This is a genomic window from Aquabacterium sp. (assembly GCF_035476535.1).
Classification (GTDB): domain Bacteria; phylum Pseudomonadota; class Gammaproteobacteria; order Burkholderiales; family Burkholderiaceae_C; genus Pseudaquabacterium.
The window spans coordinates 15,256-37,984 of the sequence record NZ_DATILJ010000172.1; the positions used below are offsets into that span (position 1 = coordinate 15,256).

The following is a 22,729-nucleotide window of genomic DNA, read 5'->3' on the forward strand; positions in this document are numbered from 1 at the left end:
GGATCAGTTGCGGACGGGCTTGCCCGTTTGGAGAAAACCCATCACACGCTCCTGCGTTTTCGGGTGTTCGAGCAAGCTGCAGAAATGCTTGCGCTCCAGCGTCATCAGGTACTCCTCGCTGACCAGCGAGCCGGCATCGACCTCGCCGCCGCAGACCACGTCGGCGATCAGGCCGGCGATGTGATAGTCGTGCGGGCCGATGAAGCCACCGTCGCGCATGGCAACCAGCTGGGCCTTGATCGTCGCGATGCCCGAGCGGCCGGCGACCGGGAACAGCGTCTTCAGCGGTGCGCGCCAGCCGGTGTCAGCCATCGCCTTGGCCTGTGCGATCGCGACGTAGAGCAACTCGTCCTTGTTCGGCACGATCACGTCGTCATCGAGCAGGTAGCCCAGCTTGCGGCTTTCCAGCGCACTGGTGCCCACGGTGGCCATCGCCGCGGCCTGGAAGCCGTCCTTGACAAAAGCCAGGATGTCGGTGGCACCGGCCGCCTTGGCCTTTTCGGCGCCACGGCGGGCGATGTAGGTCAAGCCACCACCGCCGGGCAGCAGGCCGACGCCGACTTCGACCAGGCCGACATAACTCTCCATATGAGCGACCCGTTTCGCACACGCGACGGCGATCTCGCAGCCGCCGCCGAGTGCCATGCCGCGCACCGCCGCCACCGTCGGCACGCCCGCGTAACGCACGCGCAGCAGCGCGTCCTGCAGCTTCTTGATCTCCGGCGCGATGCCCTTGGCGCCCATCTTCATGAAGGTCGGCAGCATCGCTTCGAGGTTGGCGCCGGCCGAGAACGGTTCATCGGGCGACCAGATCACCAAACCCTGGTACTTCTGTTCAGCCAGCTCGACGGCCTTCAGCAGCCCGTCGATGACGCCGGGGCCGATCAGGTGCATCTTGCTGGTGATGCTGGCGATCAGCACCTCACCGTCCAGCGTCCAGGCGCGCAGCTCGTCGTTCTTGAACTCTTCCGTACCCGGAGCCGTAGGCGACCCTGCGCCTTGTGCCAGCGGCGATTGGGCACCCTCGCCTTGCAGCGCTTCCGGGAAGTGCTGGCGAGCGTAAACCGGCAGCGCCGAGCGCGGGAGGTATTTGCCTTGCGCGGCGCTCCACGAACCTTCGGGCGTGTGCACACCGGTGCGTCCGTCGAACACCCAGGCCGGCAGCGGCGCGTTGCTCAGCGTCTTGCCGGCTTCGATGTCTTCCTTCACCCAGGTTGCCACCTGCTGCCAGCCGGCTTCCTGCCACAGCTCGAACGGACCCTGCTTCATGCCGAAGCCCCAGCGCATCGCCAGGTCGACCTCACGCGCCGAATCGGCGATATCAGCCAGGTGCACGGCCACGTAGTGGAAGCTGTTGCGCTGGATGGCCCACAGGAACTGCGCCTGCGGATTGGTCGACTCCCGCAGCAGCTTCAGGCGTTCGGCCGCCGGTTTCTTCAGGATGCGGTCGACGATGGTGTCGGCCTTGCCGCCGGCCGCGACATAGCCGCCGGTCGCCAGGTCGAAACGCTGGATGTCCTTGCCGACCTTCTTGTAGAAGCCGGCGCCGGTCTTCTGGCCCAGTGCGCCGGCACCGATCAGCGCAGCCACCGCAGGCGGCGTGGCATAACTGCCAAAAAACGGGTCGCTCGCCTTGTCCGGTCCCAGGTTGTCCTGCAAGGTCTTGATGACATGCGCCATCGTGTCCAGACCCACCACATCCGCGGTGCGGAAGGTGCCCGAACTGGCACGGCCCAGCTTCTTGCCCGTCAGGTCGTCGACGATGTCGTAGCTCAGGCCAAAGTTCTCGGCCTCCTTGATCGTCGCCAGCATGCCAGCGATGCCGACGCGGTTGGCGACGAAGTTCGGCGTGTCCTTGGCGCGCACGACACCCTTGCCGACGCTGCGCGTGACGAAGGTTTCCAGCTGGTCCAGGATCTCGGGCTGCGTGGTCGGGGTCGGGATCAGCTCGACCAGCTGCATGTAGCGCGGCGGGTTGAAGAAGTGGATGCCGCAAAAGCGCGGCTTGATCGCTTCGGGCAGTGCTTCGCTCAACTTCGTGATCGACAGGCCCGAGGTGTTGGACGCAACGATCGCATGCGGCGCCAGGAAGGGCGCGATCTTGGTGTACAGGTCGAGCTTCCAGTCCATGCGCTCGGCAATCGCTTCGATCACCAGGTCGCAGGATTTCAGCAGTTCAAGGTGCTCTTCGTAGTTGGCTTGGCTGATCAGCGCCAGGTCGTCGGCCGCGCCGATCGGCGAGGGCTTCAGCTTCTTCAGGCCCTCGATGGCCTTCGTGACGATGCCGTTCTTGGCACCCTCTTTCGCCGGCAGGTCGAACAACACCACCGGCACCTTGACGTTGACCAGGTGCGCCGCGATCTGCGCGCCCATCACACCGGCGCCGAGCACAGCCACCTTACGCACATTGAACTTGCTCATTCTTGCTCCATTGAGATTTCTGGGGCCGCGCTACTCGACGCGAATCCATTGTTGGTTGCGGTAGAACGGGCCGATGTAGCCCCGCACTTCCAGCGCCTTGCCGCTGTCCAGCGGTTTCAGGCGCAGCTTGTAGACCTTGCCGTTGTTCGGGTCGAGGATGTCGCCGCCTTCCCATGCCTGTTTCTCCGCATCAGGCTTGGCGTTGCGCACGATGGTCATGCCCAGGATCGGCTTGTCCTTGCGCTCATCGGTGCACTTGTCGCAGACGGCATCGGGCTTGGACTTCGGGTCGAGGAACTTCTCGATCTTGCCGCTGAGCACACCACCGCTCTCGCTGATGCGCACCAGCGATTTCTCGGTCTTGCTCTCATCGTCGATCGTCTTCCACAAGCCCACTGGCGTGGCCTGGGCGCAGGCCGCACCCGCGGCAGCAACGAGCGACAAGCTGACAAGCATCTTCTTCATGGCCAAGCTCTCCTGAGTTGTAGGGGACCGCAGCTTAGAACAAGGCTTCGTCCATCGCCATCAAGGGCGCCAGGCCGGCGCGCGCGGTGCGGATCAGGCCCGCGGTTTCAGGCAGCAGCTTGGCGAAGTAGAAGCGCGCGGTCGCGAGCTTTGCGGTATAGAACGCATCCCCGGAACCCTGCTTTTCCAGCGCCACCTTGGCCATGCGGGCCCAGAAGTAGGCAAAACACAAATGGCCGGCCACGCGCAGGTAGTCCACCGCCGCGGCACCCACTTCATCGGCATTGCCGAAGGCCTTCATGCCCAGCTCGGTGGTCAGCTTGGTCATCTTGTCACCCAGGTCAGCCAGCGGGTTGATGAACTCCTGCATCGCCTCGTGGGTGCCTTCTTCCTCGACGAACTCGGCAATCAGCTTGCCGAATTTCTTCAGCCGCGCACCGTTGTCGCCGAGTACTTTGCGGCCCAGCAGGTCCAGCGATTGCACGGTGTTCGTGCCTTCGTAGATCATGTTGATGCGCGCGTCGCGCACGTACTGTTCCATGCCCGATTCATGGATGTAGCCATGGCCGCCGAACACCTGCATGCAGGCCGAGGTGGCGATCCAGCCGTTGTCGGTGAGGAAGGCCTTGATGATCGGCGTCAGCAGCGCCACGATGTCCTCGGCCTGCTTGCGCTCGTCCTCGTCGTCGGTGGCCAGCATCTTGTCCAGCTGCAATGCCGTGTACATCGACAGGGCGCGGCCGCCTTCGGCATAGGCCCGCGCGGTCAGCAGCATCTTGCGCACATCGGGGTGCACGATGATCGGGTCGGCGGGCTTGTCCAGCGCTTTCGGGCCCGACAGCGCGCGCATCTGGATGCGGTCTTTCGCGTAGGCCACGGCGTTCTGGTAGGCCACTTCGGTCAGGCCCAGCGACTGGTTGCCCACGCCCAGGCGGGCCGCGTTCATCATCACGAACATGGCGGCCAGGCCCTTGTTCGGCTGGCCGACCAGGGTGCCGACGGCGTTCTCCAGCACCAGCTGCGCGGTGGCGTTGCCGTGGATGCCCATCTTGTGTTCGAGGCCGGCGCAGAAGATGCCGTTGCGCGCGCCCGGCGTGCCATCGGGATTCGGCAGGAACTTCGGCACCACGAACAAGGAGATGCCCTTGCTGCCCTGCGGCGCATCCGGCAGGCGCGCGAGTACCAGGTGGATGATGTTCTCGGCCAGGTCATGCTCGCCGGCGGAGATGAAGATCTTCTGGCCGCTGATCTTGTAGCTGCCATCGGCCTGCGGTTCGGCCTTGCTGCGCAGCATGCCCAGATCGGTGCCGCAATGCGGCTCGGTCAGGCACATCGTGCCGGTCCACTGGCCGCTGGTCAGCTTGGGCAGGTACATCTTCTTCTGCTCGTCGGTGCCATGGGCATGCAGCGCTTCATACGCACCATGCGACAGGCCCGGGTACATCGTCCAGGCTTGATTGGCCGAGTTGAGCATCTCGTACATGCACTGGTTCAGCAGCACCGGCAGACCCTGGCCGCCGTAGTCCGGATCGCAGCTCAGCGCCGGCCAGCCGCCTTCGACATACTTGGCATAGGCCTCCTTGAAGCCCTTGGGCGCGGTGACCGCATGCGTGGTCTTGTCCAGCGTGCAGCCTTCGGCATCGCCCGACAGATTCAGCGGCGCGGTGACCTCGGCGGCGAACTTGCCGGCCTCTTCGATCACCGCATTCATCGTGTCGGCGTCGATCTCGGCATGCTTGGGCAAGCGCTTCAGCTCTTCAGCCGCGTTGAGCACTTCATGCAACAGGAACTGCATGTCGCGAAGTGGCGGGTTGTACTGAGGCATGGGAGGCTCCTGGAGAGGGCAAGGGAAACGGGTTCAGCGGGCAGCGCTGCGCGGGGCGTGTGCCGGCGCAGCGGCCAGGTAGGTGGTGATCACACGTTCGAAGCCGACCCGCGCCCGGTCGATCGCGCCGGGCAGGCGCAGGAAACGGGCGTCGTGGTGCAGCGCGAGGATCAGGCCGTGCACCTCGAACAGCATCTGCAGTGAATCGGTGTCGGCGCGCAGGTGGCCTTCTTCGATCGACAGCGCAATCGCGCGCTCCAGCGCGCTTTGCCAGGCCCGCACCATCGAGGCCAGCGCGTCGCGCACGGGGCCGGGCCGGTCGTCGAACTCGACCGCGCCACTGATGTAGATGCAGCCCGAGTCCAGTTCGACCGAGACGCGCCGCACCCAGCGCTCGAACAGCGCGCGCAGCCGGGGCAGGCCGCGCGCCTCGCGCACCGCGGGGAAGAACACTTCCTCTTCGAAGCGCGCGTGGTACTCGCGGATCACCGCGATCTGCAGCTCTTCACGCGAGCCGAAGTGTGCGAAGACGCCGGACTTGCTCATCTGCGTCACTTCGGCCAGCGCACCGATGGACAAGCCCTCCAGCCCCATGTGCGAGGCCTGGCCGAGGGCGGCTTCAAGGATCACGGCCCGCGTCTGCTGCCCTTTTTGCAGCGAACGTGCGCTGCCGCCGGCGGTGCTGCTGCGTTTGCGTGGCGGTGGCAAGGAGGTGACAGTCACGGGACGAACCATGAAACGAACGATCGTGCTATTTTGCAGAATCCGGCCGCGCCGTGGTGCCAACTTCCGCCGTTTTTCTAGAGCCGGACGACTAGACCTGGCGGCGCCCGCGTGCGGAGCGCAGCGCACGCCATGGCGGCGCCCCAGGCGCCTCGCTTGCCCTGGGCCCGATGTCGGGCCGCACGGATGGTTTAAGCTCCGGTTGATTCGACCGGAGGTTATTGACGGTGGATGTGCTGCAGCTCGACGTGTCGGGACGCCCGCAAGCGTGGATCACTCCGCGCGAGGCCGCACTGCTGTATGCCTGCGACGGCGTGGCCTGGACGCTGGGCCGGGCCTGCCAGGTGCTGCGCGGCGGCATCCAGCGCACCACCGGGCTGCAATCACGCATAGAAGTGCATTCAATCATCGCGGTACGCGGCTCGATCCCCAGCCGCGCCTGGCGCCAGACGCCGGCGATGACCAACCCCAAGCTCTTCGTGCGCGACCGGCATCTCTGCGCCTACTGCGGCGGCCGCTTCGGCTTCGACACGCTGACGCGCGAGCACATCATCCCGGTTTCGCGCAGCGGCCGCGACACCTGGATGAACTGCATCACCGCCTGCCGCGCCTGCAACGGCCGCAAGGGCAATCGCATGCCCGAAGAAGCGCGCATGACGCTGCTGTACCTGCCCTACGTGCCCAGCCTGCACGAGGACATGATCCTGCGCGGCCGGCGCATCCTGACCGACCAGATGGAATTCCTGCTGGCCAGCGTGCCTCGTTCCAGTCGCTTGCACGGCTGACGGCCCCTGCGCCTGCACGGCAAGCGCGACATCACAAACAGCAGGACACTCTGAAGGCTGTGACGGCGCCCTGAGCGCGGATGACCCTGATACTTCAGCAGGACCGGGCACGCGGTTTGCCGGCCCCAGGGACACTCCGCCGGACTTAAGCGCCTGGCGTCTCAAACGATGCGCACCCACCACCCCGCCCTGGCCCAGCCCCGCGTCGCCGACGCCGGCAAGCTGGTGCTGCGGGTGACGATCGGCCTGCTCCTGCTGCTGCATGGCCTGTTCAAGCTCATTCATGGCGTCGACGGCATCGCCGGCATGCTGCAAAAAGCCGGACTGCCCGGCGTGCTGGCCTATGCGGTCTACGTGGGCGAGGTGCTGGCCCCGTTGCTGCTGATCGCCGGCCTGTGGACCCGGGCCGCAGGCTTGGTGGTGGTCGCCAACATGCTCGTGGCCATCGGTCTGGCCCACGGCAGCCAGATCCTGACGCTGGGTGAACAAGGCGGCTGGGCGCTCGAACTGCAGGGCCTCTATTTGTTCGGCGCCGTGGCCGTGGCGCTGCTGGGGGCCGGCCGCTACAGCGTCGGCGGCGTGGACGGGCGCTTCAACTGAGTGAGGCGGCCAAGGTGTCCTGGCCCGGCAGGTCGCAGTGCCCATCGGCCAGCCGCTTGCGTTCAACCAGCGCGGCCAGCGCCGACGCCGGCGGCACCAGGTAGCCCAGCGGAAACTGGTGCGCCGGCGTGACGCAGACGACGCGTACTTCACTCGGCAGCCCATCGAGCACCAGCCCCTCGGCATCGACACGCACCGGCACCAGCCTGGCCCCGGCCGAGGCGAGGGCCTGCCGCGCCTGCGGGTAGCCTGGATACCGGAAGGCCCGGGCAAGTGGTCGCGGCCGCTGCGCTTCCTGGCCGGCGGGCGCGGCTGGGTGGAGCTGATGCGGCTGGCGCCCGGCACCAAGCTCGGCCTGCATCGCCACACGGGCGAGGTGCATGCCTACAACCTCGAAGGGCAGCGCCGCCTGTGCAGCGGCGAGCTCGTCGGGCCCGGTGACTACGTGCACGAACCCGCCGGCAATGTCGACTGGTGGGAGGCCGTGGGCGAGGTGCCGCTGGTCGTGCTGGTGGTCGTGATGGGGACCGTCGAGTACGTGTCGCACGACGGCACTGTGAAGCGCCGCATCACGACGGCCGATCGCATGGCTGACTATCAGCGCTACTGCGCCGAAGCCGGCGTCGCACCCGCCGATCTGGTCGAACGCTGAGCCGGCCTTCAGGCTTGGGCGATCAAGGCCGAAACCAGCGGCGCCGGGCTGGACACGAAGGGTGAATGGCTGGTCGTCAAGGTCTGCTGGACAAAACGATTGTTCGGCGTCAGCGCATCGGCCTCGGCAATCATCTTGTCCTGCACGGCGATAGGAATCGCGCGGTCGCCGGTGCAGCGGATGAATGTCCGCGGCACGCTGCCCCAGCGTGCGGCCGTCGCGCCGACCGGCGTGGTGAAGGCCTGGATCGGCTCGTCCGGTGTCAGCAGATGGGCGACGGCGGCAAAGGCCTCGTCGCTGACGTCGTGATAGAAGGCGCTGCGCGCGCGGGCCACGTAGGCCGTATCAGCAGAGGCGTGGTTGATGCGCGAGGCGCCGACCGCGGCCGGATCGGCGACGAACAGCGGCGGCACTTCGGATCCCGCGAAGTCGGGCCGCAGCAGGTACTGCAGCACCGTGGGCAGCGCCACGGGCACGAAAGCCGTCAGGTAGACCAGCCGGCGCACCAGCGCCGGCTCGGCCTCGGCCACGGCGCTCAGCGTGGCACCGCCCAGGCTGTGCCCGACCAGGATCACCGGCCCACTGCCGCCGCCGACGAGCCCGCGGATCACGCGCAGCGCATGGTCGCGGTAGTCGGTGAGCGTGAGTGCGGCCAGCGGCGACGCTTGAGTCGCCAGCGCCGCCGTGTCCTGGGGCTGGGCCAGATAGGCCACCGGGAAGCGGGCCGTGAGGCCATGCCCGGGCAGGTCCAGCGCGACGCTGGGGTAGCCCTGTTCGGCGAGCAGCCGCACCACCTCGGACCAGCACCAGCCGCCATGCCAGGCGCCATGCACGAACACAAAGGTCGGCTTGGCGGCCGTGTCGGCCTGGCCGTCGCCGCAGGCCGCAAGCGCCGCACCGGCGGTAGCGGCCGTGACCCGGCCGACGAAATCTCTGCGCTGCATCGTTGTCTCCTGTTGTTGAGCCCTCAGCGTAGAAGGCGGCAGGAGGTCGCGCTGGCGCCGGCGTGCCAGCGCGATGGCGCGAATGCGTCAGGCCGGACCGCTGCGGCGCCAGCGTGCCGGCGTGGTGCCGAAAGCCTGGTGGAACTCGCGCACGAAATGCGAGGCGTCGCCGAAGCCGCAGCGGTGCGCGATTTCGCCCACAGCCAGCCTTGCCAGCCGCGGCTGCTGCAGCATCTGCCGCGCCTGGGCCAGGCGCATCGCACGCAGGCTGCCGGCGAAGGTGGCCTGCTCGGCCGCAAAGCCGCGGTGCAAGGTGCGCACCGACACGCCCAAGGCCCCGGCCACCGATTCGGCGACCAGTCCATGCTGGCCCAGCCGCTCGGCCATCAGCTGCCGCGCACGCGTGGCCAGGCCGCGCTCCGATGCCGCCGGTGCCGCGGCACCGGCGGCGGGCTCGAACGCCGCCGCCAGCAGCGCACCCAGGTGCCCGGACAACAGCGGCTGCGGGTACTGGTGAGCCAGCGCCGGTTCGTCGGCCAGTTGCAGGCACAGCGCCGACAGGGTCCGGCCCCAGCCCCGGTCGCGCAGTGCCACCCGGGGCAGCGCGCTGTCCACGTTCGTCAGCCACTGGCCCAGCCAATGCCGGGGCAGCTGGATCGACATCACGGCAAACGACTCGGGGAAATGCAGTTCGTAGCGCTGCGCTGAATCCACCAGCGCCACGTCGCCCGGGCGCAGCTGCTGCACATGCCCGTGCTGGCGCAACTGCCACACGCCGTCGCGCTGCACGATCAGGTAGAAGGGGTGCTGCTCGCCGCGCGCGATGCCGGCGGCGGTGCGGTAAACATCCTGCGTCTCGGCCAGCACCTGGTTGAAGATCAGATCCGCGCAACGCACGCTGGTCAGCCGGCCTTCGAAGGCCGTGGGCTGGCGCGAGCTGCAGTCCATCTCCAGAAAAGCCTCGCAGATGGCCCCGACCCAGTAATCCAGCCGGCGCCCGGCATCCACCGCGTCGGTCGACCATTGCCGCACGGCGGCCGCGGGCAGGCCCCCGCCGGTGACCGCGGCCATGCCCGCGAGTCCCGTGGGGCCAGGAGCGGGGCCGCGCCACATGCGATTTAGACCCCGAGGTACTGGTGCACGATGTCCGGCTGCGCGCGCAGCGCGTCCGAGCCGCCCTGCCAGACGATGCGGCCCTTCTCGATCACGTAGTGCCGGTCGGCCAGCTGCAGCAACTGGCCGACGTTCTTGTCGATCACGATCTGCGCCAGGCCTTCACGCTTGAGCTCGCCCAGCGTGTGCCAGATCTCCTGGCGGATCACCGGCGCCAGGCCTTCGGTCGCTTCGTCCAGCACCAGCAGCCGCGGGTTCGTCATCAGCGCGCGGCCGATCGCCAGCATCTGCTGCTCACCGCCCGACAGCTGCCAGCCCAGGTTGCCGCGCCGCTCCTTCAGGCGCGGGAAGAAGCCGTAGATCCGCTCCAGCGTCCACGGCCGCGTGCCGCCCTGCTGCGCGGCGCGCGCGGTGGCGACCAGGTTCTCTTCGACCGTCAGCTGCGTGAAGATCTGACGACCCTCTGGCACCAGCGCCAGGCCGCGCCGCGCGATGCGGTGAGAGGGCTCGCCACGCACCTGCAGGCCGCCGACGACGATGTGCCCGGCGCTGGCCGCCAGCATGCCGAACAGGCATTTCACGGTCGTCGATCGCCCCATGCCGTTGCGGCCCAGCAGCGTTACCACCTGCCCCGCTGCAACGTCGAAGGACACATCGAACAGCACCTGCGCGCGGCCGTAACCGGCCTGCAGTTGCTGCACTGAAAGGAATGCACTCATCGCTCATCCTCGCCCAGGTAGACCGCGCGCACTTCGGGATGGTTGCGGATCTCGTCCGGCGTGCCGCTGAACATCACGCGGCCGTAGACCAGCACGCTGATGCGGTCGGCCAATGCGAACACCGCGTCCATGTCGTGCTCGACCAGCAGGAGGGTGTAGCGGCCTTTCAGCCCGCGCAGCAGCGCGATCACGGCGGCCGACTCCTGCACACTCATGCCGGCCATCGGCTCGTCGAGCAACAGGAACTTCGGCTGCGCCGCCAGTGCCATCGCCAGTTCGAGCTGGCGCCGTTCACCATAGGCCAACTCGCCCGCCTGCACCTGCGCGCGCAGGGCCAGGCCTGCCGCGGCCAGTGCCTCCTGCGCGGCACTGTGGGCGCGTGCGTTCGCCGACATCGGCCGCCAGAAGCCCCAGGCATGTTCGCGCGCGCCCAGCGCCGCCAGCGTGGCGTTCTCGAGCACCGTGAAGTCCTCGAAGATCGAAGTGATCTGGTAGGAGCGCAACAAGCCGCGCCGCGCACGCTGGTGCACCGGCCAGGCGGTGACATCCTCGTCGGCGAAGCGGATGGCGCCTTCGTCGCAGGCCAGCTCACCGCTCAGCTGGTTGATCAGCGTGGTCTTGCCGGCGCCGTTGGGGCCGATCACCGCATGCAGCTCGCCCGGCGCGATGTCCAGCGACACCTGGTCGGTGACCAGCAGCGCGCCGTAGCGCTTGACCAGCCCGGTGGTTTGCAGTGCAGCGGCCATCACGCGCCGCCTTTCGCAACGGCAGCAGGCGTCACAGCCGTCGTGCCCGCAGCAGGCCGCACGCGGTCCAGCCGCTGCAGCACACCGGCGATGCCCTGCTTGCCGGTCAGCGCCATCAGCACGATCAGCGGCCCGAACACCGCCATCCAGTGCTCGGTGAGGCCCTTCAACACTTCTTCGAGACCGAGGAAGACCAGCGCACCGAGCATCGGCCCCCATACTGTGCCCATGCCGCCCAGCACCACCATCACGATCAGCTCGCCGGAGACGGTCCAGGCCAGCGTGCTCGGCGAGGCAAAGGCGTTGAGGTTGGCCAGCAGCAGCCCGGCCACGCCGCACAGCATGCCCGACAGCACATAGCCGACGAGTTGGTAGCGCAGCGCCTGCAGGCCGATCGCATCGACGCGGCGGGCGTTCTGCCGCGCACCGCGCAGCGCCATGCCGAATGGCGCCACGCGCAGCCGCGCCAGCCACCAAGTGGCGAGCACCAGCACGATGAAGGACACGCTGTACACCGCGAGCGGCGAGCCGAGGTTCAGCGGGCCGAAACGGCTGGTCTGCGTGATCGGCAAACCGTCGTCGCCGCCGAAGTTCTTCAGGCTGACGAACAGGAAGTAGCCCATCTGCGCGAAGGCCAGCGTGATCATGATGAAGGCAATGCCCGACGTTCGCAGGCTGATCGCGCCGGTGAGCAAGGCCGCGACACCGCTCATCACCAGGCACAGCGCAAGGTGCACCCAGCCGCTGCCCACCTCGTGGAACGAGGGCAGCGCCACCGCATACGCGCCGAGCCCGAGGAACAGCGCATGGCCGAAGCTCACCAGGCCGCCATAACCCAGCGCGAGGTTGAGCGCGCTGGCCGCGATCGCGTAGATCACGATGCGCGCGAAGAACGCGATCCAGAACGGCTGGCCGATCGCCATGGCGACGAAGGGCAGCGCAGCCAGCGCGACCAGCAGCGCCAGGGGCACGGCCGTGCTCGGCCGCAAGAGCGTTGAAGTCATGGTGTCACCCTCGCTGGGCCGGAAACAGGCCTTGGGGCCGGCACGCCAGCACCACCGCCATCAACAGGTACACGCTCATCGAGGCCAGCGCTGGCCCGGCCGCATCAGCCACCGACCGTTCAGCCACCTGGCGCAGCAGTGCCGGCAGGAAGGCCCGGCCCAGCGTGTCGACCAGGCCCACGATCAGCGCCGCGTAGAAGGCGCCGCTGACTGAGCCGATGCCACCGATCACGATGACCACCAGCGTGGTGATCAGCACCGGCTCGCCCATGCCGGACTGCACCGACAGGATCGGCCCGGCCATTGCGCCGGCCAGGCCGGCGAGCATCGCGCCGACGCCGAACAGCAGCGCATTGAGCAGCCGGATGTTGACGCCGAGTGCCGCCACCATCTGCGGGTTCTGCGCGCCGGCGCGGATCAGCATGCCAATGCGTGTCTTGTGGATCAGCAGGTAGGAGCCGACGGCCACCAGCAGCCCTGCAGCGATGATTGCAAAGCGGTAGGACGGGTAGGAGAAGCCGAGCAGGTCGATCGTGCCGGACAGCGCCTCGGGCACTGGCACGAAGTAGGGCTGCGGCCCCCAGACCCAACGCACCAGTTCGTTGAAGAACAGCACCAGGCCGAAGGTGGCCAGCACATGGTCGAGGTGGTCTCGCCGGTACAAGCGCGACACCACCACGAGTTCGAGCACCAAACCCAGCACCAGCGCCGCGCCGGCGCCGGCCAGCACGGCCAGCGTGAAGGACTCGGTCGCGCCATAAGCGACGGCCGCCGCATACGCGCCCATCATGTAGAGCGAGCCATGCGCCAGGTTCACGAAGCTCATGATGCCGAACACCAGCGTCAGCCCGGCGGCCAGCAGGAACAGCAGCACGCCGTACTGCAAGCCATTGAGCAGCTGCGCGAACAGCAGGGTGAAGCTCATGGCAGGCTCTTCAGTGCGCACTGCGCGTGGTAGGCGTCGGCGTGCTCCTTCAGCGGCGTGCCCAGTGGCTTCATCACCACCTTGCCGCCCTCTTTCACCGCCTGGAAGGCGTAGTAGTTCTGCACCGGCAGGTTGTTGTTGTTGAAGCGGAACGGCCCGCGCACCGACTTGAACTCGCTGCCTGCGGCCTTCACTGCGGCGGCCAGCGCCTTGGCATCGCCGGCCGCGCCACCCAGCTTGCGAAGCGCCGTGTCCAGCAGGTTGGCGGCGTCGAATGCGGTGGCCGCGTATTCACTCGGCGTGCGCTTGTACTTCGCCTCGAAGGCCGCGACGAACTTCTTGTTCTCGGGCGTGTCGAGCGCCGCATCCCACATCGCGCCGCTGATCGTGCCGGCCGCCGCATCGCGCAACGAGGGCAGCGTCGTGCCGTCCACCGTGAACACCGAATACAGCGGCAGCTTGGGCAGCAGGCCGGCCTGGCTCATCTGCTTGACGAAGTTGACACCCATGCCGCCGGGGTAGAACACGAAGGCGGCGTCGGCCTTGGCCGACTGCAGCTGCGCCAGTTCGGCGGCGTAGTCGGGCTGGTTGACCTGGGTGTAGGCCTCGTCGACCACCTCGCCCTTGTAGAAGCGCTTGAAGCCGGCCAGCATGTCCTTGCCGGCCTGGTAGTTCGGCGCCATCAGCACCACGCGCTTGACGCCGCGGTCCTGCGCGAACTTGCCCATCGCCTCGGCCGCGCCGTCGTTCTGCCAGGCCACCGAGAACACGTTGGGCTTGCACGATGCGCCGGCCAGCGGCGACGGCCCGGCGTTGGTGGCGATGGCCACGGTGCCCGATTCGGCCAGGCGCGGCAGGCTGCCCATCAGCACGTTCGAGAAGCTCAGGCCGACGATCGCGTCGACCTTGTCCTTGTCGATGAACTTGCGCACGATCTGCTGGCCGATCTCGGGCTTGAGCTGGTCGTCCTCCTTCAGCACGCTGGCCGGCTGGCCGCCGAGCTTGCCGCCGAGTTGCTCCAGCGCGAGCATGAAGCCGTCGACCTGGTCCTGGCCGACCAGGGCCTGCGGGCCGGACAGCGGCGCCATGAGGCCGATGGTGGCGGCCTGCGATGCGGCCAGGCCGCCCAGCGATGCGCCAGCCGCGACAGCCAGGCGAAGGAATCGTGAATGCATGTTTGTCTCCAGTTTCAGGGTGAGCGCGGCCGTCGGCGCCGGCAGGTGCCGGCGGCCGCGTCGCTTGAGGACTAGGAATCGGAAGGTTGTCAGTCGACGCGCACGAACACGCGCCGCCCCTCGACCTTCACCGGGTAGCTGCGCAGGCCTTCGGTGACGGGCTCGCACATCGGCCGGCCATCGCGCACGTCGAACTTGCCCTGGTGCAGGGGACACTCGATCTCGTGGCCATCGAGAAAGCCGTCGCACAGGCGCGCCTGGCCATGGGTGCAGATGTTGTCGGTGGCATAGACGGCATCGCCGACGGTGTAGAGCGCGATGTCGCGCCCGTTCACCTCCACGCCGATCACGTCGTCGGTGGGCAGCTCATCGGCCGCGAGGGCGTCGATCCAGTTCGTATCGCTCATGTCGGCCTCAGATCGGGTAGATGATGGAGTTGGGGATCATTTCGCTGTCGTAGATGCACTGGCGCGACTTGAACTTCAGGCCCGCCGGCGTGCGCACGACCACGTCGATGTAGCGGCCGACGTTGAACACGGTGGACGCGTCCGACAGCTTGGTGCGGAACACCGCGTAGTTGGCCTCGCACTCGAAGCGCTCGCCGTCGGCCTTGCGCAGCACCGGGCTGCCGACCACGTGGCGCTGGTAGTACGGGTCGTGGAACAGCGTCTCCTGGATGCCGTAGACGCGGTCTTTCAGCATGCCCTTGCTCTCGAAGGACAGTGTCGCGAGCGGGAAGCCGCGCTCGAAGTTCTCACGCGGCTGCAGCCGGTAGACGCAGTCGTCGACGAAGAACTCGGGCCACAGGTCCCACTGGCCCGAGTCGACCGCAATTGCATAGTCGGCATAGAGCTGGGTCAGCGCCAGGTAGTCGTCGAAGGTGATGGCAGTGCTCATCGCTCAGGCCTCCATCACGTCGCGCCAGTAGCGGTACATGCCGCGGATCAGCGTCTCGGTGACCATGTGCTCGGTGTCGCCCACCTCGTGCCCACCCAGCTCGGCCAGCGTGCGGTGGAAGGGCTTGCTCTCAAAAGCCTGCTGCGAGAACTCGATCACCTCGCCGTCGTCCGCCGAGACGAAGCCGGCCGGACCGAACAGATTGGCCTGGCGCAGGCGGCGGCGCGTCATCTCGTCGCTGTCATCCTCGAAGCCGAAGTGCGTCCAGACGAAGTCGAAAGTGCCATGGCCATTCGGCTGGATGTGACGCGTCGAGACGCTGTTGACCTGCTGCTGCAGGATCACGCTCGGAAAGATCGTCGTCATCACCGCCGTCGGACCGCCCCACCAGGGCTCGGGCACGATGTCCAGGAAGCTCGGATCGTTGAGCTGCATGTTGGCCTTGAAGCTGGCCACCTGCGTCACCTGCTCGGCATTGCCGGCCGCGCCGCGGGTGGAGATCATCGCTGCGTGGCGATGCTTCTCGTCCATGCGCAAGGCCGACTTGTTGTCGGCGCGCCAGAGGCCGAAGGTGACAAACCAGGTGTGCAGCAGGCCCGGGTGGTACGGGTCCTTGATGTTCTCCTGCATCAGCTTCCAGTTGCCGGGAATGCGCTGGCGGTTGTAGCCCAGGATCTTCAGCGGGCGGCCGTTGAACAGGCGGTCGAAGTAGCCGAGGATCGTCGGGCCCATGAACTCCTCGAAGGGCTCGACCTCGGGGTCGAAGGACGCGAACACCACGCCGCCGCGCGTGGCGACCTTCAGCTTGGTCAGCCCGTGCTCGCTGGTCTTGAAATCCGCCGGCATGCCACCCACGGCCTTGCCGTCCTGCTTGACGCCGCGCCGGAATGGCACGCCCTGCAGATCGCCTTTCAGCGTGTAGCTCCACTGGTGGTACGGGCAGACGAATTCCTTGCGGTTGCCGTGCCGCTCGCGGCAGAAGCGCATGCCGCGGTGCGCGCAGACGTTCTCGACGACATTCACGGCGCCGTCGGCATCCCGCACCAGGATCACCGAGCGCTCGCCGATCACCGTGCGCTTGAAGTCGCCCGGGTTCGGGACCTCGGCCTCCAGCCCGACATAACACCAGTGGCCCTTGTAGAAGAAGCGCTCCAGCTCGCGCTGGTACAGCTGCGGGTCGGTGTAGGCCAGGAAGGGGATGCGGTGCGTGCCGTCGCCTTCCCAGTGCGGTTCGCGCGGGAACACGGTGGATGCGGGGGTCATGTTTGTCTCCTCGTACCGGGGGGATCAGGCGAAGAATCAGGCGCTCACGCTGACCTGGATCTCGCCCAGGCCGGCGATCGCGCCCTGCATCACGTCGCCGCGCACGACGGCGTTCACGCCTTCGGGCGTGCCGGTCATGATCAGGTCACCGGGCTCGAGCGCTTCATACACCGACAGGTAGGCGATGCACTCCGACACCGACCAGATCAGCTTGTCGATGTCGGACGATTGCCGCGGCTGGCCGTTCACCATAAGCGCTATCGATGCGGCGCTCGGGTGGCCGACATCCTGCGCCCGGTGCAGCACGCCGATCGGCGCCGACAGTGCGAAGGACTTGCCGAACTCCCAGGGCCGGCCCTTGTCACGCGCTTCCAGCTGCAGGTCGCGCCGCGTCATGTCCAGTCCGACGGCGTAGCCGTAGACATGCTTCAGCGCGTCGGCCACCGCGATGTCCCGGCCGCCCTGGCCGATCGCGACGACGAGCTCGATCTCGTGGTGGTAGTTGGCGGTCTTCGGCGGATAAGGCACGCTGGCGGGGCGTGCCGCGTCGACCACCGCATTGGCCGGCTTCATGAAGAAGAACGGTGCTTCGCGATCCGGGTCCTTGCCCATCTCGCGCGCATGGGCCGCGTAGTTGCGGCCGACGCAGAACACGCGGTTGACGGGGAAGCGCTCGCCGCGCCCGGCGACGGTGAGCGTTGGCAAAACAGGGGCGGGAACAGCGTAGTCCATGGTGGCCAGGGTGTGAGGGAGTTGAAGGAGGAAGCGATTCACAGGCGCTGTTCGCGCCACAGGCCGAGCACTTGCTGCACCGGCCGGTCGGAATAGCTGAACAGCAGCGTGGAACGGCCCGCGCGCAGGCGCAGCGTCTGCCACGAGGGCACGACGAAGACATCGTTTTCGGCGAAGCGCCAGGTCTGATCGCCGACCAGAACCTCGCCCTCGCCTTCCAGGCAGACGTAGACGCTGCCGTCCGTGCTGCGGTAGGGCTGCGTCTCGAAGCCGGCCGGCAGCCATTGCGAGAACGCGCCGATCGTCGGCATCGGCGATGCGCCGGTGGCCGGATTGACGTAGCGCAGCTTGAAGCCGAAGTGAGCGTCCGGTGTGTCGTGCGCGATGCCCAGCAGCGCCTCGCGTGTGCGCTGGTACGGGTAGACGAAGACGCGCGTCGGCTCCGACGGTGCCTGGCGGAAATCCACCGGCAGCATGTTCGAGCCGTAGCGCGCCAGCGCATCGCCTTCGGGCCGCAGCGGCTGCTGGGACTGCTGCTCGCTCTTCTCGGCAAAGCCGGCATCGAGGAAGCGCAGCAGCGGAATGTCCAGGCCATCCAGCCACACGACAGGCTGATCGCCCGGGTTGCCGTGGTCGTGCCAGGTCCAGGCCGGCGTGATGATGAAGTCGCCGCGGCGCATCGTCGTGCGCTCGCCGTCGACCGCCGTGTAGGCGCCTTCGCCGTCGAGCACCAGGCGCAGCGCCGACTGCGTGTGCCGGTGCGCGGGCGCCACTTCGCCGGGCAGGATCAGCTGCAGTCCGGCGTAGAGCGACTGCGTGATGCACGACTGCCCGCGCAGGCCGGGGTTCTCGAGGATCAGCACGCGGCGCTCGGCCTCTTCGGCGCTGATCAGGCGGCCGGCCTCCATCACGTGCTCGCGCAGTTCGGCGTAGCGCCAGAGCGCGGGCACCACCGGCGGCCGCGGCTGCGGCGGCACCAGCGCGCCCAGCACCTCCCACAGCGGCGTCATGTGGTGGTGGGCGATGCGCTCGTAGTAGGCGCTGCGTTCGCGCAGGGCTTCGGGGGATCGTGCTGCGATGTGCATGGTCTTGTGTTTCCTCAGATGCCTTGCGTGTAGAAGGCGTCGGCGTAGATGCGCTCGGCGGCGATGCCCTTTCGCCTGGCCAGCAGGGTCGCAGCCTCCACCATCGGCGGTGAGCCGCACAGGTAGGCGCGCCAGCCATCGAGATCCGGCAGGTCCTGCGCGATCGCATCGGTGACCAGGCCGCGGCGGTGCCCGCTGCCGTCGGCGCCGGACGTGACGACGACATGCAGGTGCAGCGCCGGATGCTCCCGCTGCAGCGCCTGCAGCCAGGCCAGGCCGTAGACATCGCGCGGCGAACGCACGCCGAAGTACAGGTGGATGGGATTGGCCATGCCGCGCGCAATCGCGCCGCGGATGATCGCCAGGATCGGCGCCAGCCCGGTGCCGCCGGCCACGCACAGCATCGGCCCTTCGTGCTTCTGCCGCAGGTAGGCCGAGCCCAGCGGGCCGCTGATGCGCACCGCATCGCCGGCCTTCAGCGTGCTGGCGATGTAGCCGCTCACGCGGCCGTCGGGCACGCGCCGCACGTGGAACTCCAGCTCGCCATCGCTGCACAGGCCGGCCATCGAATAGGGCCGCACATGCTCCGGCGTGAACTGCAGCTGCGCGTACTGGCCGGGCGAGTATTCCAGCGGCTTGGCCGGTTTGAGCCGCAGCCGCTGGATGTCGTGCGTCATGTGCTCGATGGCCGTCACGGTGGCCTTGAGGATGCGCGCCGGGTGCACGACGATCTCGTCGGGCTCCGGGATCTCGATCGTGCAGGGTTCGGTCAGGAAGGTCTGGCAGGCCAGCACGAACTGCGCTTCGCCGTCGAGCGGCCGCTGCTGTTCCTTGCCGCCGTCGAGCACCTCGCCGTCGACCACCTTGCAGCGGCAAGTGCCGCAGCGCCCCGCCATGCAGCTGTACGACATCGGCACCTGGTGCGCGCGCAGCACCTCCAACAGGTTGGCGCCGGGCTGCACGTTCAGCACGCGTTGCAAGGGACGAATGAGCACTTCCATGGCCGGCATCATGGTCGTCCCGATCCGATCAGCCAATAGAATGCGCTGAATACGGCACATCACCGATCTGAATGTCGAACGCGATGGAGTTGGAGCAGATCGATCTCAACCTGCTGGTGCTGTTCAACCAGCTGCTCGTCGAACGCCGCGTCTCCAAGGTGGCCGACAACCTGGGCCTGACGCAACCGGCGGTGAGCAACGCGCTGGCGCGGCTGCGCAAGCTGCTGGGCGACGAGTTGTTCCTGCGCACGCCGGCCGGCATGGTGCCCACACCCTTCGCCGACCAGCTGGCCGAGCCGGTGACCTATGCGCTGGGCATGATCCACAGCGCGCTGAACCAGCGCAACACCTTCACCCCGGGCGACAGCACGCGCTCGTTCACCGTCGGCATGACCGACATCGGCGAGATCTACTTCCTGCCCGCGCTGATGGACAGGCTGCGGCAGGCCGCGCCCGGCGTCTCGCTGAGTACGGTGCGCAACACCGCGGTCAACCTGAAGGACGAGATGGAGGCCGGCAAGGTCGACCTGGCGATCGGCCTGCTGCCGCAGCTGAAGGGCGGCTTCTTCCAGCGCCGCCTGTTCCGCCAGCGCTATGTGTGCCTGTTCCGCCAGGGCCACCGGCTGGGCAAGAAGACGATGTCGCTGGCGGACTTCTCGGCCGCCGAGCACCTGGTGGTCGTGTCCTCGGGCACCGGCCACGGCAAGGTCGACGAGGTGCTCAAGCGCAGCGGCATCGAGCGCAAGGTGCGGCTGACCGTGCCGCACTTCGTGAGCGTCGGGCACATCCTGCAGTCCACCGATCTGGTGGCCACGGTGCCGGAGCGCCTGGCACAGCGGCTCGTCGAGCCCTTCGGCCTGAGCTGCGTGACGCATCCGGCCAAGCTGCCCGAGGTCGCGATCAACGTGTTCTGGCACGCCAAGTTCCACAAGGCGCCGGCCAACCAGTGGTTGCGCAGCCTGGTCTTCGACATGTTCGCGGACGGGGGCCCGGCGGACAACCCCGTCGTCCCGCCGACGACGGACTGAGTCCTCTGGTTCGTCTCTACGGCCGTCTTTACGACCGTCAGAAGTCGGCATATCATCCGGCCCGCTACTTGCTTATCTGTCGACAGTTGACTGCCGACGCACCACATTGAGGAAAGAAGAACCATGCAGATGCAGGCAAGCCCCCGAAGCTCGTCCGCCGTACCAGACGCCGAACGCCAGGTGCGCGAAGACCTGGCCGCCGCGTACCGGCTGGTCGCCCTGCACGGCATGGACGACAGCATCTACACCCACATCTCGGCGCGTGTGCCCGGCACCGAGGACCAGTTCCTGATCAACCCCTTCGGCATGCTGTTCAAGGACATCACGGCCTCCTCGCTGGTCAAGATCGATCTGCAGGGGCGCATCCTGCAGGACACCCCGCACGACGTGAACCCGGCCGGCTTCACGATCCACAGCGCGGTGCATGCGGCGCGCCATGACGCCCATTGCGTGCTGCACACCCACACGGTCGCCGGCGTCGCGGTGTCGTCGCTGGCCTGCGGGCTGCAGCCGTGCAACCAGTGGGCGCTGCAGTTCCACCAGCGCGTGGCGTACCACGACTTCGAAGGCATCGCGCTGGATCACGAAGAACGCGCCCGCCTGATCGCCGACCTGGGGCCTCGCCTGCGCGCGCTGATCCTGCGCAACCACGGGCTGCTGACGCTGGGGCGCACTGTCGCCGAGGCCTTCATCCTGATGCACAACCTCGAGCGGGCCTGCCGCGTGCAACTGGCCATCCAGGCCAGCGGTCAGCCGGTATGTCCCGTGTCCGACGAGGTTTGCGAACGCACCGCGCACCAGTACGAAACCGGCGACAGCAGCCGGCTGCCCGGCAACCCGGACCCGAGTGCACGCGAATGGCGCGCCTTGCTGCAGCGGCTGGAGCCGCCGGCTACGGCGTCGTACCGCGACTGAGTGTGCGACTGACTCTGCGATTGACCGCGCAACTGATTGCGCCTGACCCCACTGAGCTTGTCACCCCTTCCGTTGTCCCGACCCACCAGGAGTTCTCTTCATGATGAAGCGCCGCAAGATGATCCAACTGGGCACCGCCGGCTTCGGCCTGTCCATCGCGGGGGTGCCGCTGCACCTGCTGGCCGCCGGCAAGAAGGGCGGCGTGATCAACGTCGCGGTGCAACCCGAACCGCCGGGCCTGATGCTGGGCATCGTGCAGAACGGCCCGACACAGCTGGTGGCCGGCAACCTCTACGAAGGCCTGCTGCGCTACGACGACAAGCTCACGCCGCAGCCGCTGCTGGCCACCGCGTGGACGGTCAGCAAGGACGGCACGCTCTACACCTTCAAGCTCAAGCCCAACGTCAGCTGGCACGACGGCAAGCCCTTCACGTCGGCCGACGTGGTGTTCTCGGCCGATGTCTTCCTGCGCAAGACCCATGCGCGCTTTCGCGCCAACCTGGCGGCGGTGGAAAGCATCCGCGCGCTCGACCCGCTGACGGTGGAGTTCAAGCTCAAGTTCCCCTTCGCGCCCTTCCTCGGCATCTTCGAGACCGGCACCATGCCGATGGTGCCCAAGCACATTTACGATGGCACCGACTTCCTGACCAACCCCGCCAATGCCACGCCCATCGGCACCGGGCCGCTGAAGTTCAAGGAATGGGTCAAGGGCTCCTACATCCAGCTGGTGGCCAACGACAAGTACCACGAAGCCGGCGTGCCGCTGGTCGACAGCGTGTACTTCCACGTCATCCCTGACGCCGCCTCGCGCGCTGCGGCCTTCGAGGCCGGCAAGATCGACGTGATGCCCGGCGGCACGGTGGAGTACTTCGACGTGCTGCGCCTGTCCAAGCTGCCCGGCGCACAGGTCACGACCAAGGGCTGGGAGTTCTTCGCGCCGCACTCCTGGTTGTGGATCAACAACCGCAAGGCGCCGATGGACAAGGTCAAGTTCCGCCAGGCCGTGATGTTCGCGCTGGACCGCGAGGCCATGGCCAAGGTGGCCTGGCAGGGCTTCGCGAAGGTGGCCACCGGCCCCTTCAACAGCCACATCAAGTTCCACAGCACCGACGTCGCCAAGTACCCGCGCGACGTCAACAAGGCCAAGGCCTTGCTGGCCGAAGCCGGCTACAAGGGCGAGACGCTGCGCCTGCTGCCGCTGCCCTATGGCGAGACCTGGTCGCGCATGGCCGAGATGGTGCGCCAGAACCTGGCCCAGGCCGGCATCAAGGTCGAGACCACGGCCACCGATGTCGCGGGCTGGAACCAGCGCCTCAACGAGTGGGACTACGACCTGGCCTTCACCTACGTCTACCAGTACGGCGACCCGGCGCTGGGCGTGGCGCGCAACTACACCAGCACCAACATCGCCAAGGGCTCGCCCTTCAACAACGTCGAGGGCTACAGCAACCCGAAGGTCGACGAGCTCTTCGATGCCGGCGCCCGCGAACCCGATTCCGCCAAGCGCGCCGCGATCTACCTGCAGGTACAGAAGATCCTGCTTGACGACGTGCCGGTGGCCTGGCTGCACGAGATCAATTTCCCCACGCTGTACCGCAGCAAGGTGGAGAACCTGATCAGCTCCGGCATCGGCCTGAACGACAGCCTGAGCAGGGCTTCAGTGACATGAACCACCCCCGAAGCGCCTTCGGCGCTTGGGAACGCCCGGTCG

Annotated in this window: 24 protein-coding genes; 6 read left to right on the plus strand and 18 right to left on the minus strand. The window is 67.5% G+C overall.

Translation table 11 applies throughout. The annotated features are described in order from the left end of the window. Positions 1–3: 3 nt before the first annotated feature. The 4 genes from VLK61_RS16660 to VLK61_RS16675 are packed head-to-tail and all read right to left on the minus strand — an operon-like array spanning position 4 to position 5,434. On the minus strand, positions 4–2,421 hold the full coding sequence (locus VLK61_RS16660; RefSeq protein ID WP_325422736.1) for a 3-hydroxyacyl-CoA dehydrogenase/enoyl-CoA hydratase family protein: 2,418 nt from the start codon (positions 2,419–2,421) through the stop codon (positions 4–6). Between the two features lie 30 nt (positions 2,422–2,451). Next, positions 2,452–2,886: a DUF2147 domain-containing protein gene (locus tag VLK61_RS16665; RefSeq protein ID WP_325422737.1), complete on the minus strand. Its 435-nt coding sequence runs from the start codon at positions 2,884–2,886 to the stop codon at positions 2,452–2,454. A 34-nt stretch (positions 2,887–2,920) separates the two neighbouring features. Further along, positions 2,921–4,711: an acyl-CoA dehydrogenase C-terminal domain-containing protein gene (locus VLK61_RS16670; protein WP_325422738.1), complete on the minus strand. Its 1,791-nt coding sequence runs from the start codon at positions 4,709–4,711 to the stop codon at positions 2,921–2,923. Between the two features lie 33 nt (positions 4,712–4,744). Next, the gene (locus tag VLK61_RS16675; protein WP_325422739.1) at positions 4,745–5,434 is read right to left on the minus strand and encodes a TetR/AcrR family transcriptional regulator; all 690 of its coding nucleotides are present in this window, start codon (positions 5,432–5,434) and stop codon (positions 4,745–4,747) included. Between the two features lie 227 nt (positions 5,435–5,661). Between VLK61_RS16675 and VLK61_RS16680 the strand changes: the two genes are divergently transcribed. Further along, the gene (locus VLK61_RS16680) at positions 5,662–6,219 is read left to right on the plus strand and encodes an HNH endonuclease (RefSeq protein WP_325422740.1); all 558 of its coding nucleotides are present in this window, start codon (positions 5,662–5,664) and stop codon (positions 6,217–6,219) included. Positions 6,220–6,387: 168 nt separating this feature from the next. After that, positions 6,388–6,819, plus strand: a complete 432-nt coding sequence (locus tag VLK61_RS16685) for a DoxX family protein (RefSeq protein ID WP_325422741.1) — start codon at positions 6,388–6,390, stop codon at positions 6,817–6,819. Here the strand turns inward: VLK61_RS16685 and VLK61_RS32265 are convergent. Further along, positions 6,812–7,015 carry a hypothetical protein gene (locus tag VLK61_RS32265; protein ID WP_414636824.1) on the minus strand — a complete coding sequence of 68 codons (204 nt, stop codon included), beginning with the start codon at positions 7,013–7,015 and terminating at the stop codon, positions 6,812–6,814. The genes VLK61_RS16685 and VLK61_RS32265 overlap by 8 nt on opposite strands. Here VLK61_RS32265 and VLK61_RS32270 point away from each other — a divergent pair. Further along, positions 6,938–7,471 (plus strand): cupin domain-containing protein, encoded by a 534-nt coding sequence (locus tag VLK61_RS32270; protein ID WP_414636822.1) that lies wholly within the window; start codon positions 6,938–6,940, stop codon positions 7,469–7,471. The two genes, VLK61_RS32265 and VLK61_RS32270, sit on opposite strands and share 78 nt — an antisense overlap. An 8-nt stretch (positions 7,472–7,479) precedes the next feature. Here the strand turns inward: VLK61_RS32270 and VLK61_RS16700 are convergent, their stop codons facing one another. From VLK61_RS16700 to VLK61_RS16760, 13 genes are all read right to left on the minus strand, one after another. After that, entirely contained in the window at positions 7,480–8,415 is a 936-nt protein-coding gene (locus tag VLK61_RS16700) for an alpha/beta hydrolase (protein WP_325422743.1), read from the minus strand. A gap of 87 nt (positions 8,416–8,502) precedes the next feature. Next, a complete protein-coding gene (locus tag VLK61_RS16705) occupies positions 8,503–9,486 on the minus strand; it encodes a helix-turn-helix domain-containing protein (protein ID WP_325422744.1) in 984 nt (327 codons plus the stop codon). A gap of 47 nt (positions 9,487–9,533) precedes the next feature. Further along, positions 9,534–10,247, minus strand: coding sequence for an ABC transporter ATP-binding protein (locus VLK61_RS16710; RefSeq protein WP_325422745.1), 714 nt, complete (start codon positions 10,245–10,247; stop codon positions 9,534–9,536). Beyond that, positions 10,244–10,993: an ABC transporter ATP-binding protein gene (locus tag VLK61_RS16715; RefSeq protein ID WP_325422746.1), complete on the minus strand. Its 750-nt coding sequence runs from the start codon at positions 10,991–10,993 to the stop codon at positions 10,244–10,246. The genes VLK61_RS16710 and VLK61_RS16715 overlap by 4 nt, the downstream gene beginning before the upstream one ends. Continuing rightward, on the minus strand, positions 10,993–11,997 hold the full coding sequence (locus tag VLK61_RS16720; RefSeq protein ID WP_325422747.1) for a branched-chain amino acid ABC transporter permease: 1,005 nt from the start codon (positions 11,995–11,997) through the stop codon (positions 10,993–10,995). The genes VLK61_RS16715 and VLK61_RS16720 overlap by 1 nt, the downstream gene beginning before the upstream one ends. Positions 11,998–12,001: 4 nt before the next feature. Further along, positions 12,002–12,922 carry a branched-chain amino acid ABC transporter permease gene (locus VLK61_RS16725; RefSeq protein ID WP_325422748.1) on the minus strand — a complete coding sequence of 307 codons (921 nt, stop codon included), beginning with the start codon at positions 12,920–12,922 and terminating at the stop codon, positions 12,002–12,004. Continuing rightward, a complete protein-coding gene (locus VLK61_RS16730) occupies positions 12,919–14,097 on the minus strand; it encodes an ABC transporter substrate-binding protein (RefSeq protein ID WP_325422749.1) in 1,179 nt (392 codons plus the stop codon). The genes VLK61_RS16725 and VLK61_RS16730 overlap by 4 nt, the downstream gene beginning before the upstream one ends. A gap of 89 nt (positions 14,098–14,186) precedes the next feature. Continuing rightward, positions 14,187–14,504 carry a non-heme iron oxygenase ferredoxin subunit gene (locus VLK61_RS16735; RefSeq protein WP_325422750.1) on the minus strand — a complete coding sequence of 106 codons (318 nt, stop codon included), beginning with the start codon at positions 14,502–14,504 and terminating at the stop codon, positions 14,187–14,189. A 7-nt stretch (positions 14,505–14,511) separates the two neighbouring features. Then, entirely contained in the window at positions 14,512–14,994 is a 483-nt protein-coding gene (locus VLK61_RS16740) for an aromatic-ring-hydroxylating dioxygenase subunit beta (RefSeq protein WP_325422751.1), read from the minus strand. A 3-nt stretch (positions 14,995–14,997) separates the two neighbouring features. Continuing rightward, complete coding sequence (locus tag VLK61_RS16745) at positions 14,998–16,257, minus strand: aromatic ring-hydroxylating dioxygenase subunit alpha (RefSeq protein WP_325422752.1); 1,260 nt, start codon at positions 16,255–16,257, stop codon at positions 14,998–15,000. Between the two features lie 36 nt (positions 16,258–16,293). Continuing rightward, the gene (locus VLK61_RS16750; protein WP_325422753.1) at positions 16,294–16,989 is read right to left on the minus strand and encodes a fumarylacetoacetate hydrolase family protein; all 696 of its coding nucleotides are present in this window, start codon (positions 16,987–16,989) and stop codon (positions 16,294–16,296) included. Between the two features lie 38 nt (positions 16,990–17,027). Then, positions 17,028–18,074, minus strand: coding sequence for a gentisate 1,2-dioxygenase (gtdA, locus tag VLK61_RS16755; protein ID WP_325422754.1), 1,047 nt, complete (start codon positions 18,072–18,074; stop codon positions 17,028–17,030). Positions 18,075–18,088: 14 nt separating this feature from the next. Continuing rightward, the gene (locus VLK61_RS16760; RefSeq protein WP_325422755.1) at positions 18,089–19,075 is read right to left on the minus strand and encodes a 2Fe-2S iron-sulfur cluster-binding protein; all 987 of its coding nucleotides are present in this window, start codon (positions 19,073–19,075) and stop codon (positions 18,089–18,091) included. 83 nt (positions 19,076–19,158) lie between these two features. On the opposite strand from VLK61_RS16760, the gene VLK61_RS16765 reads away from it, so the two are divergent. The 3 genes from VLK61_RS16765 to VLK61_RS16775 all read left to right on the plus strand — a co-directional run bounded on the left by VLK61_RS16765 (position 19,159) and on the right by VLK61_RS16775 (position 22,687). Further along, entirely contained in the window at positions 19,159–20,103 is a 945-nt protein-coding gene (locus VLK61_RS16765; protein ID WP_325422810.1) for a LysR family transcriptional regulator, read from the plus strand. Between the two features lie 129 nt (positions 20,104–20,232). Next, positions 20,233–21,018, plus strand: a complete 786-nt coding sequence (locus VLK61_RS16770; protein WP_414636823.1) for a class II aldolase/adducin family protein — start codon at positions 20,233–20,235, stop codon at positions 21,016–21,018. Positions 21,019–21,121: 103 nt separating this feature from the next. Continuing rightward, positions 21,122–22,687, plus strand: coding sequence for an ABC transporter substrate-binding protein (locus VLK61_RS16775; RefSeq protein ID WP_325422811.1), 1,566 nt, complete (start codon positions 21,122–21,124; stop codon positions 22,685–22,687). Positions 22,688–22,729 lie beyond the last annotated feature (42 nt).

What these genes read in the sequence shown, in the direction of transcription:
- VLK61_RS16760 (WP_325422755.1), bottom strand. Translation starts at nt 19,075, where the DNA reads ATGGAAGTGCTCATTCGTCCCTTGCAACGCGTGCTGAACGTGCAGCCC.
- VLK61_RS16745 (WP_325422752.1), bottom strand. Translation starts at nt 16,257, where the DNA reads ATGACCCCCGCATCCACCGTGTTCCCGCGCGAACCGCACTGGGAAGGC.
- VLK61_RS16720 (WP_325422747.1), bottom strand. Translation starts at nt 11,997, where the DNA reads ATGACTTCAACGCTCTTGCGGCCGAGCACGGCCGTGCCCCTGGCGCTG.
- VLK61_RS16660 (WP_325422736.1), bottom strand. Translation starts at nt 2,421, where the DNA reads ATGAGCAAGTTCAATGTGCGTAAGGTGGCTGTGCTCGGCGCCGGTGTG.
- VLK61_RS16685 (WP_325422741.1), top strand. Translation starts at nt 6,388, where the DNA reads ATGCGCACCCACCACCCCGCCCTGGCCCAGCCCCGCGTCGCCGACGCC.
- VLK61_RS16770 (WP_414636823.1), top strand. Translation starts at nt 20,233, where the DNA reads ATGCAGGCAAGCCCCCGAAGCTCGTCCGCCGTACCAGACGCCGAACGC.
- VLK61_RS16725 (WP_325422748.1), bottom strand. Translation starts at nt 12,922, where the DNA reads ATGAGCTTCACCCTGCTGTTCGCGCAGCTGCTCAATGGCTTGCAGTAC.
- VLK61_RS16715 (WP_325422746.1), bottom strand. Translation starts at nt 10,993, where the DNA reads ATGGCCGCTGCACTGCAAACCACCGGGCTGGTCAAGCGCTACGGCGCG.
- VLK61_RS16750 (WP_325422753.1), bottom strand. Translation starts at nt 16,989, where the DNA reads ATGGACTACGCTGTTCCCGCCCCTGTTTTGCCAACGCTCACCGTCGCC.
- VLK61_RS16730 (WP_325422749.1), bottom strand. Translation starts at nt 14,097, where the DNA reads ATGCATTCACGATTCCTTCGCCTGGCTGTCGCGGCTGGCGCATCGCTG.
- VLK61_RS16705 (WP_325422744.1), bottom strand. Translation starts at nt 9,486, where the DNA reads ATGGCCGCGGTCACCGGCGGGGGCCTGCCCGCGGCCGCCGTGCGGCAA.
- VLK61_RS16710 (WP_325422745.1), bottom strand. Translation starts at nt 10,247, where the DNA reads ATGAGTGCATTCCTTTCAGTGCAGCAACTGCAGGCCGGTTACGGCCGC.
- VLK61_RS16700 (WP_325422743.1), bottom strand. Translation starts at nt 8,415, where the DNA reads ATGCAGCGCAGAGATTTCGTCGGCCGGGTCACGGCCGCTACCGCCGGT.
- gtdA (WP_325422754.1), bottom strand. Translation starts at nt 18,074, where the DNA reads ATGCACATCGCAGCACGATCCCCCGAAGCCCTGCGCGAACGCAGCGCC.
- VLK61_RS16735 (WP_325422750.1), bottom strand. Translation starts at nt 14,504, where the DNA reads ATGAGCGATACGAACTGGATCGACGCCCTCGCGGCCGATGAGCTGCCC.
- VLK61_RS16765 (WP_325422810.1), top strand. Translation starts at nt 19,159, where the DNA reads ATGGAGTTGGAGCAGATCGATCTCAACCTGCTGGTGCTGTTCAACCAG.
- VLK61_RS16775 (WP_325422811.1), top strand. Translation starts at nt 21,122, where the DNA reads ATGAAGCGCCGCAAGATGATCCAACTGGGCACCGCCGGCTTCGGCCTG.
- VLK61_RS16670 (WP_325422738.1), bottom strand. Translation starts at nt 4,711, where the DNA reads ATGCCTCAGTACAACCCGCCACTTCGCGACATGCAGTTCCTGTTGCAT.
- VLK61_RS16665 (WP_325422737.1), bottom strand. Translation starts at nt 2,886, where the DNA reads ATGAAGAAGATGCTTGTCAGCTTGTCGCTCGTTGCTGCCGCGGGTGCG.
- VLK61_RS16740 (WP_325422751.1), bottom strand. Translation starts at nt 14,994, where the DNA reads ATGAGCACTGCCATCACCTTCGACGACTACCTGGCGCTGACCCAGCTC.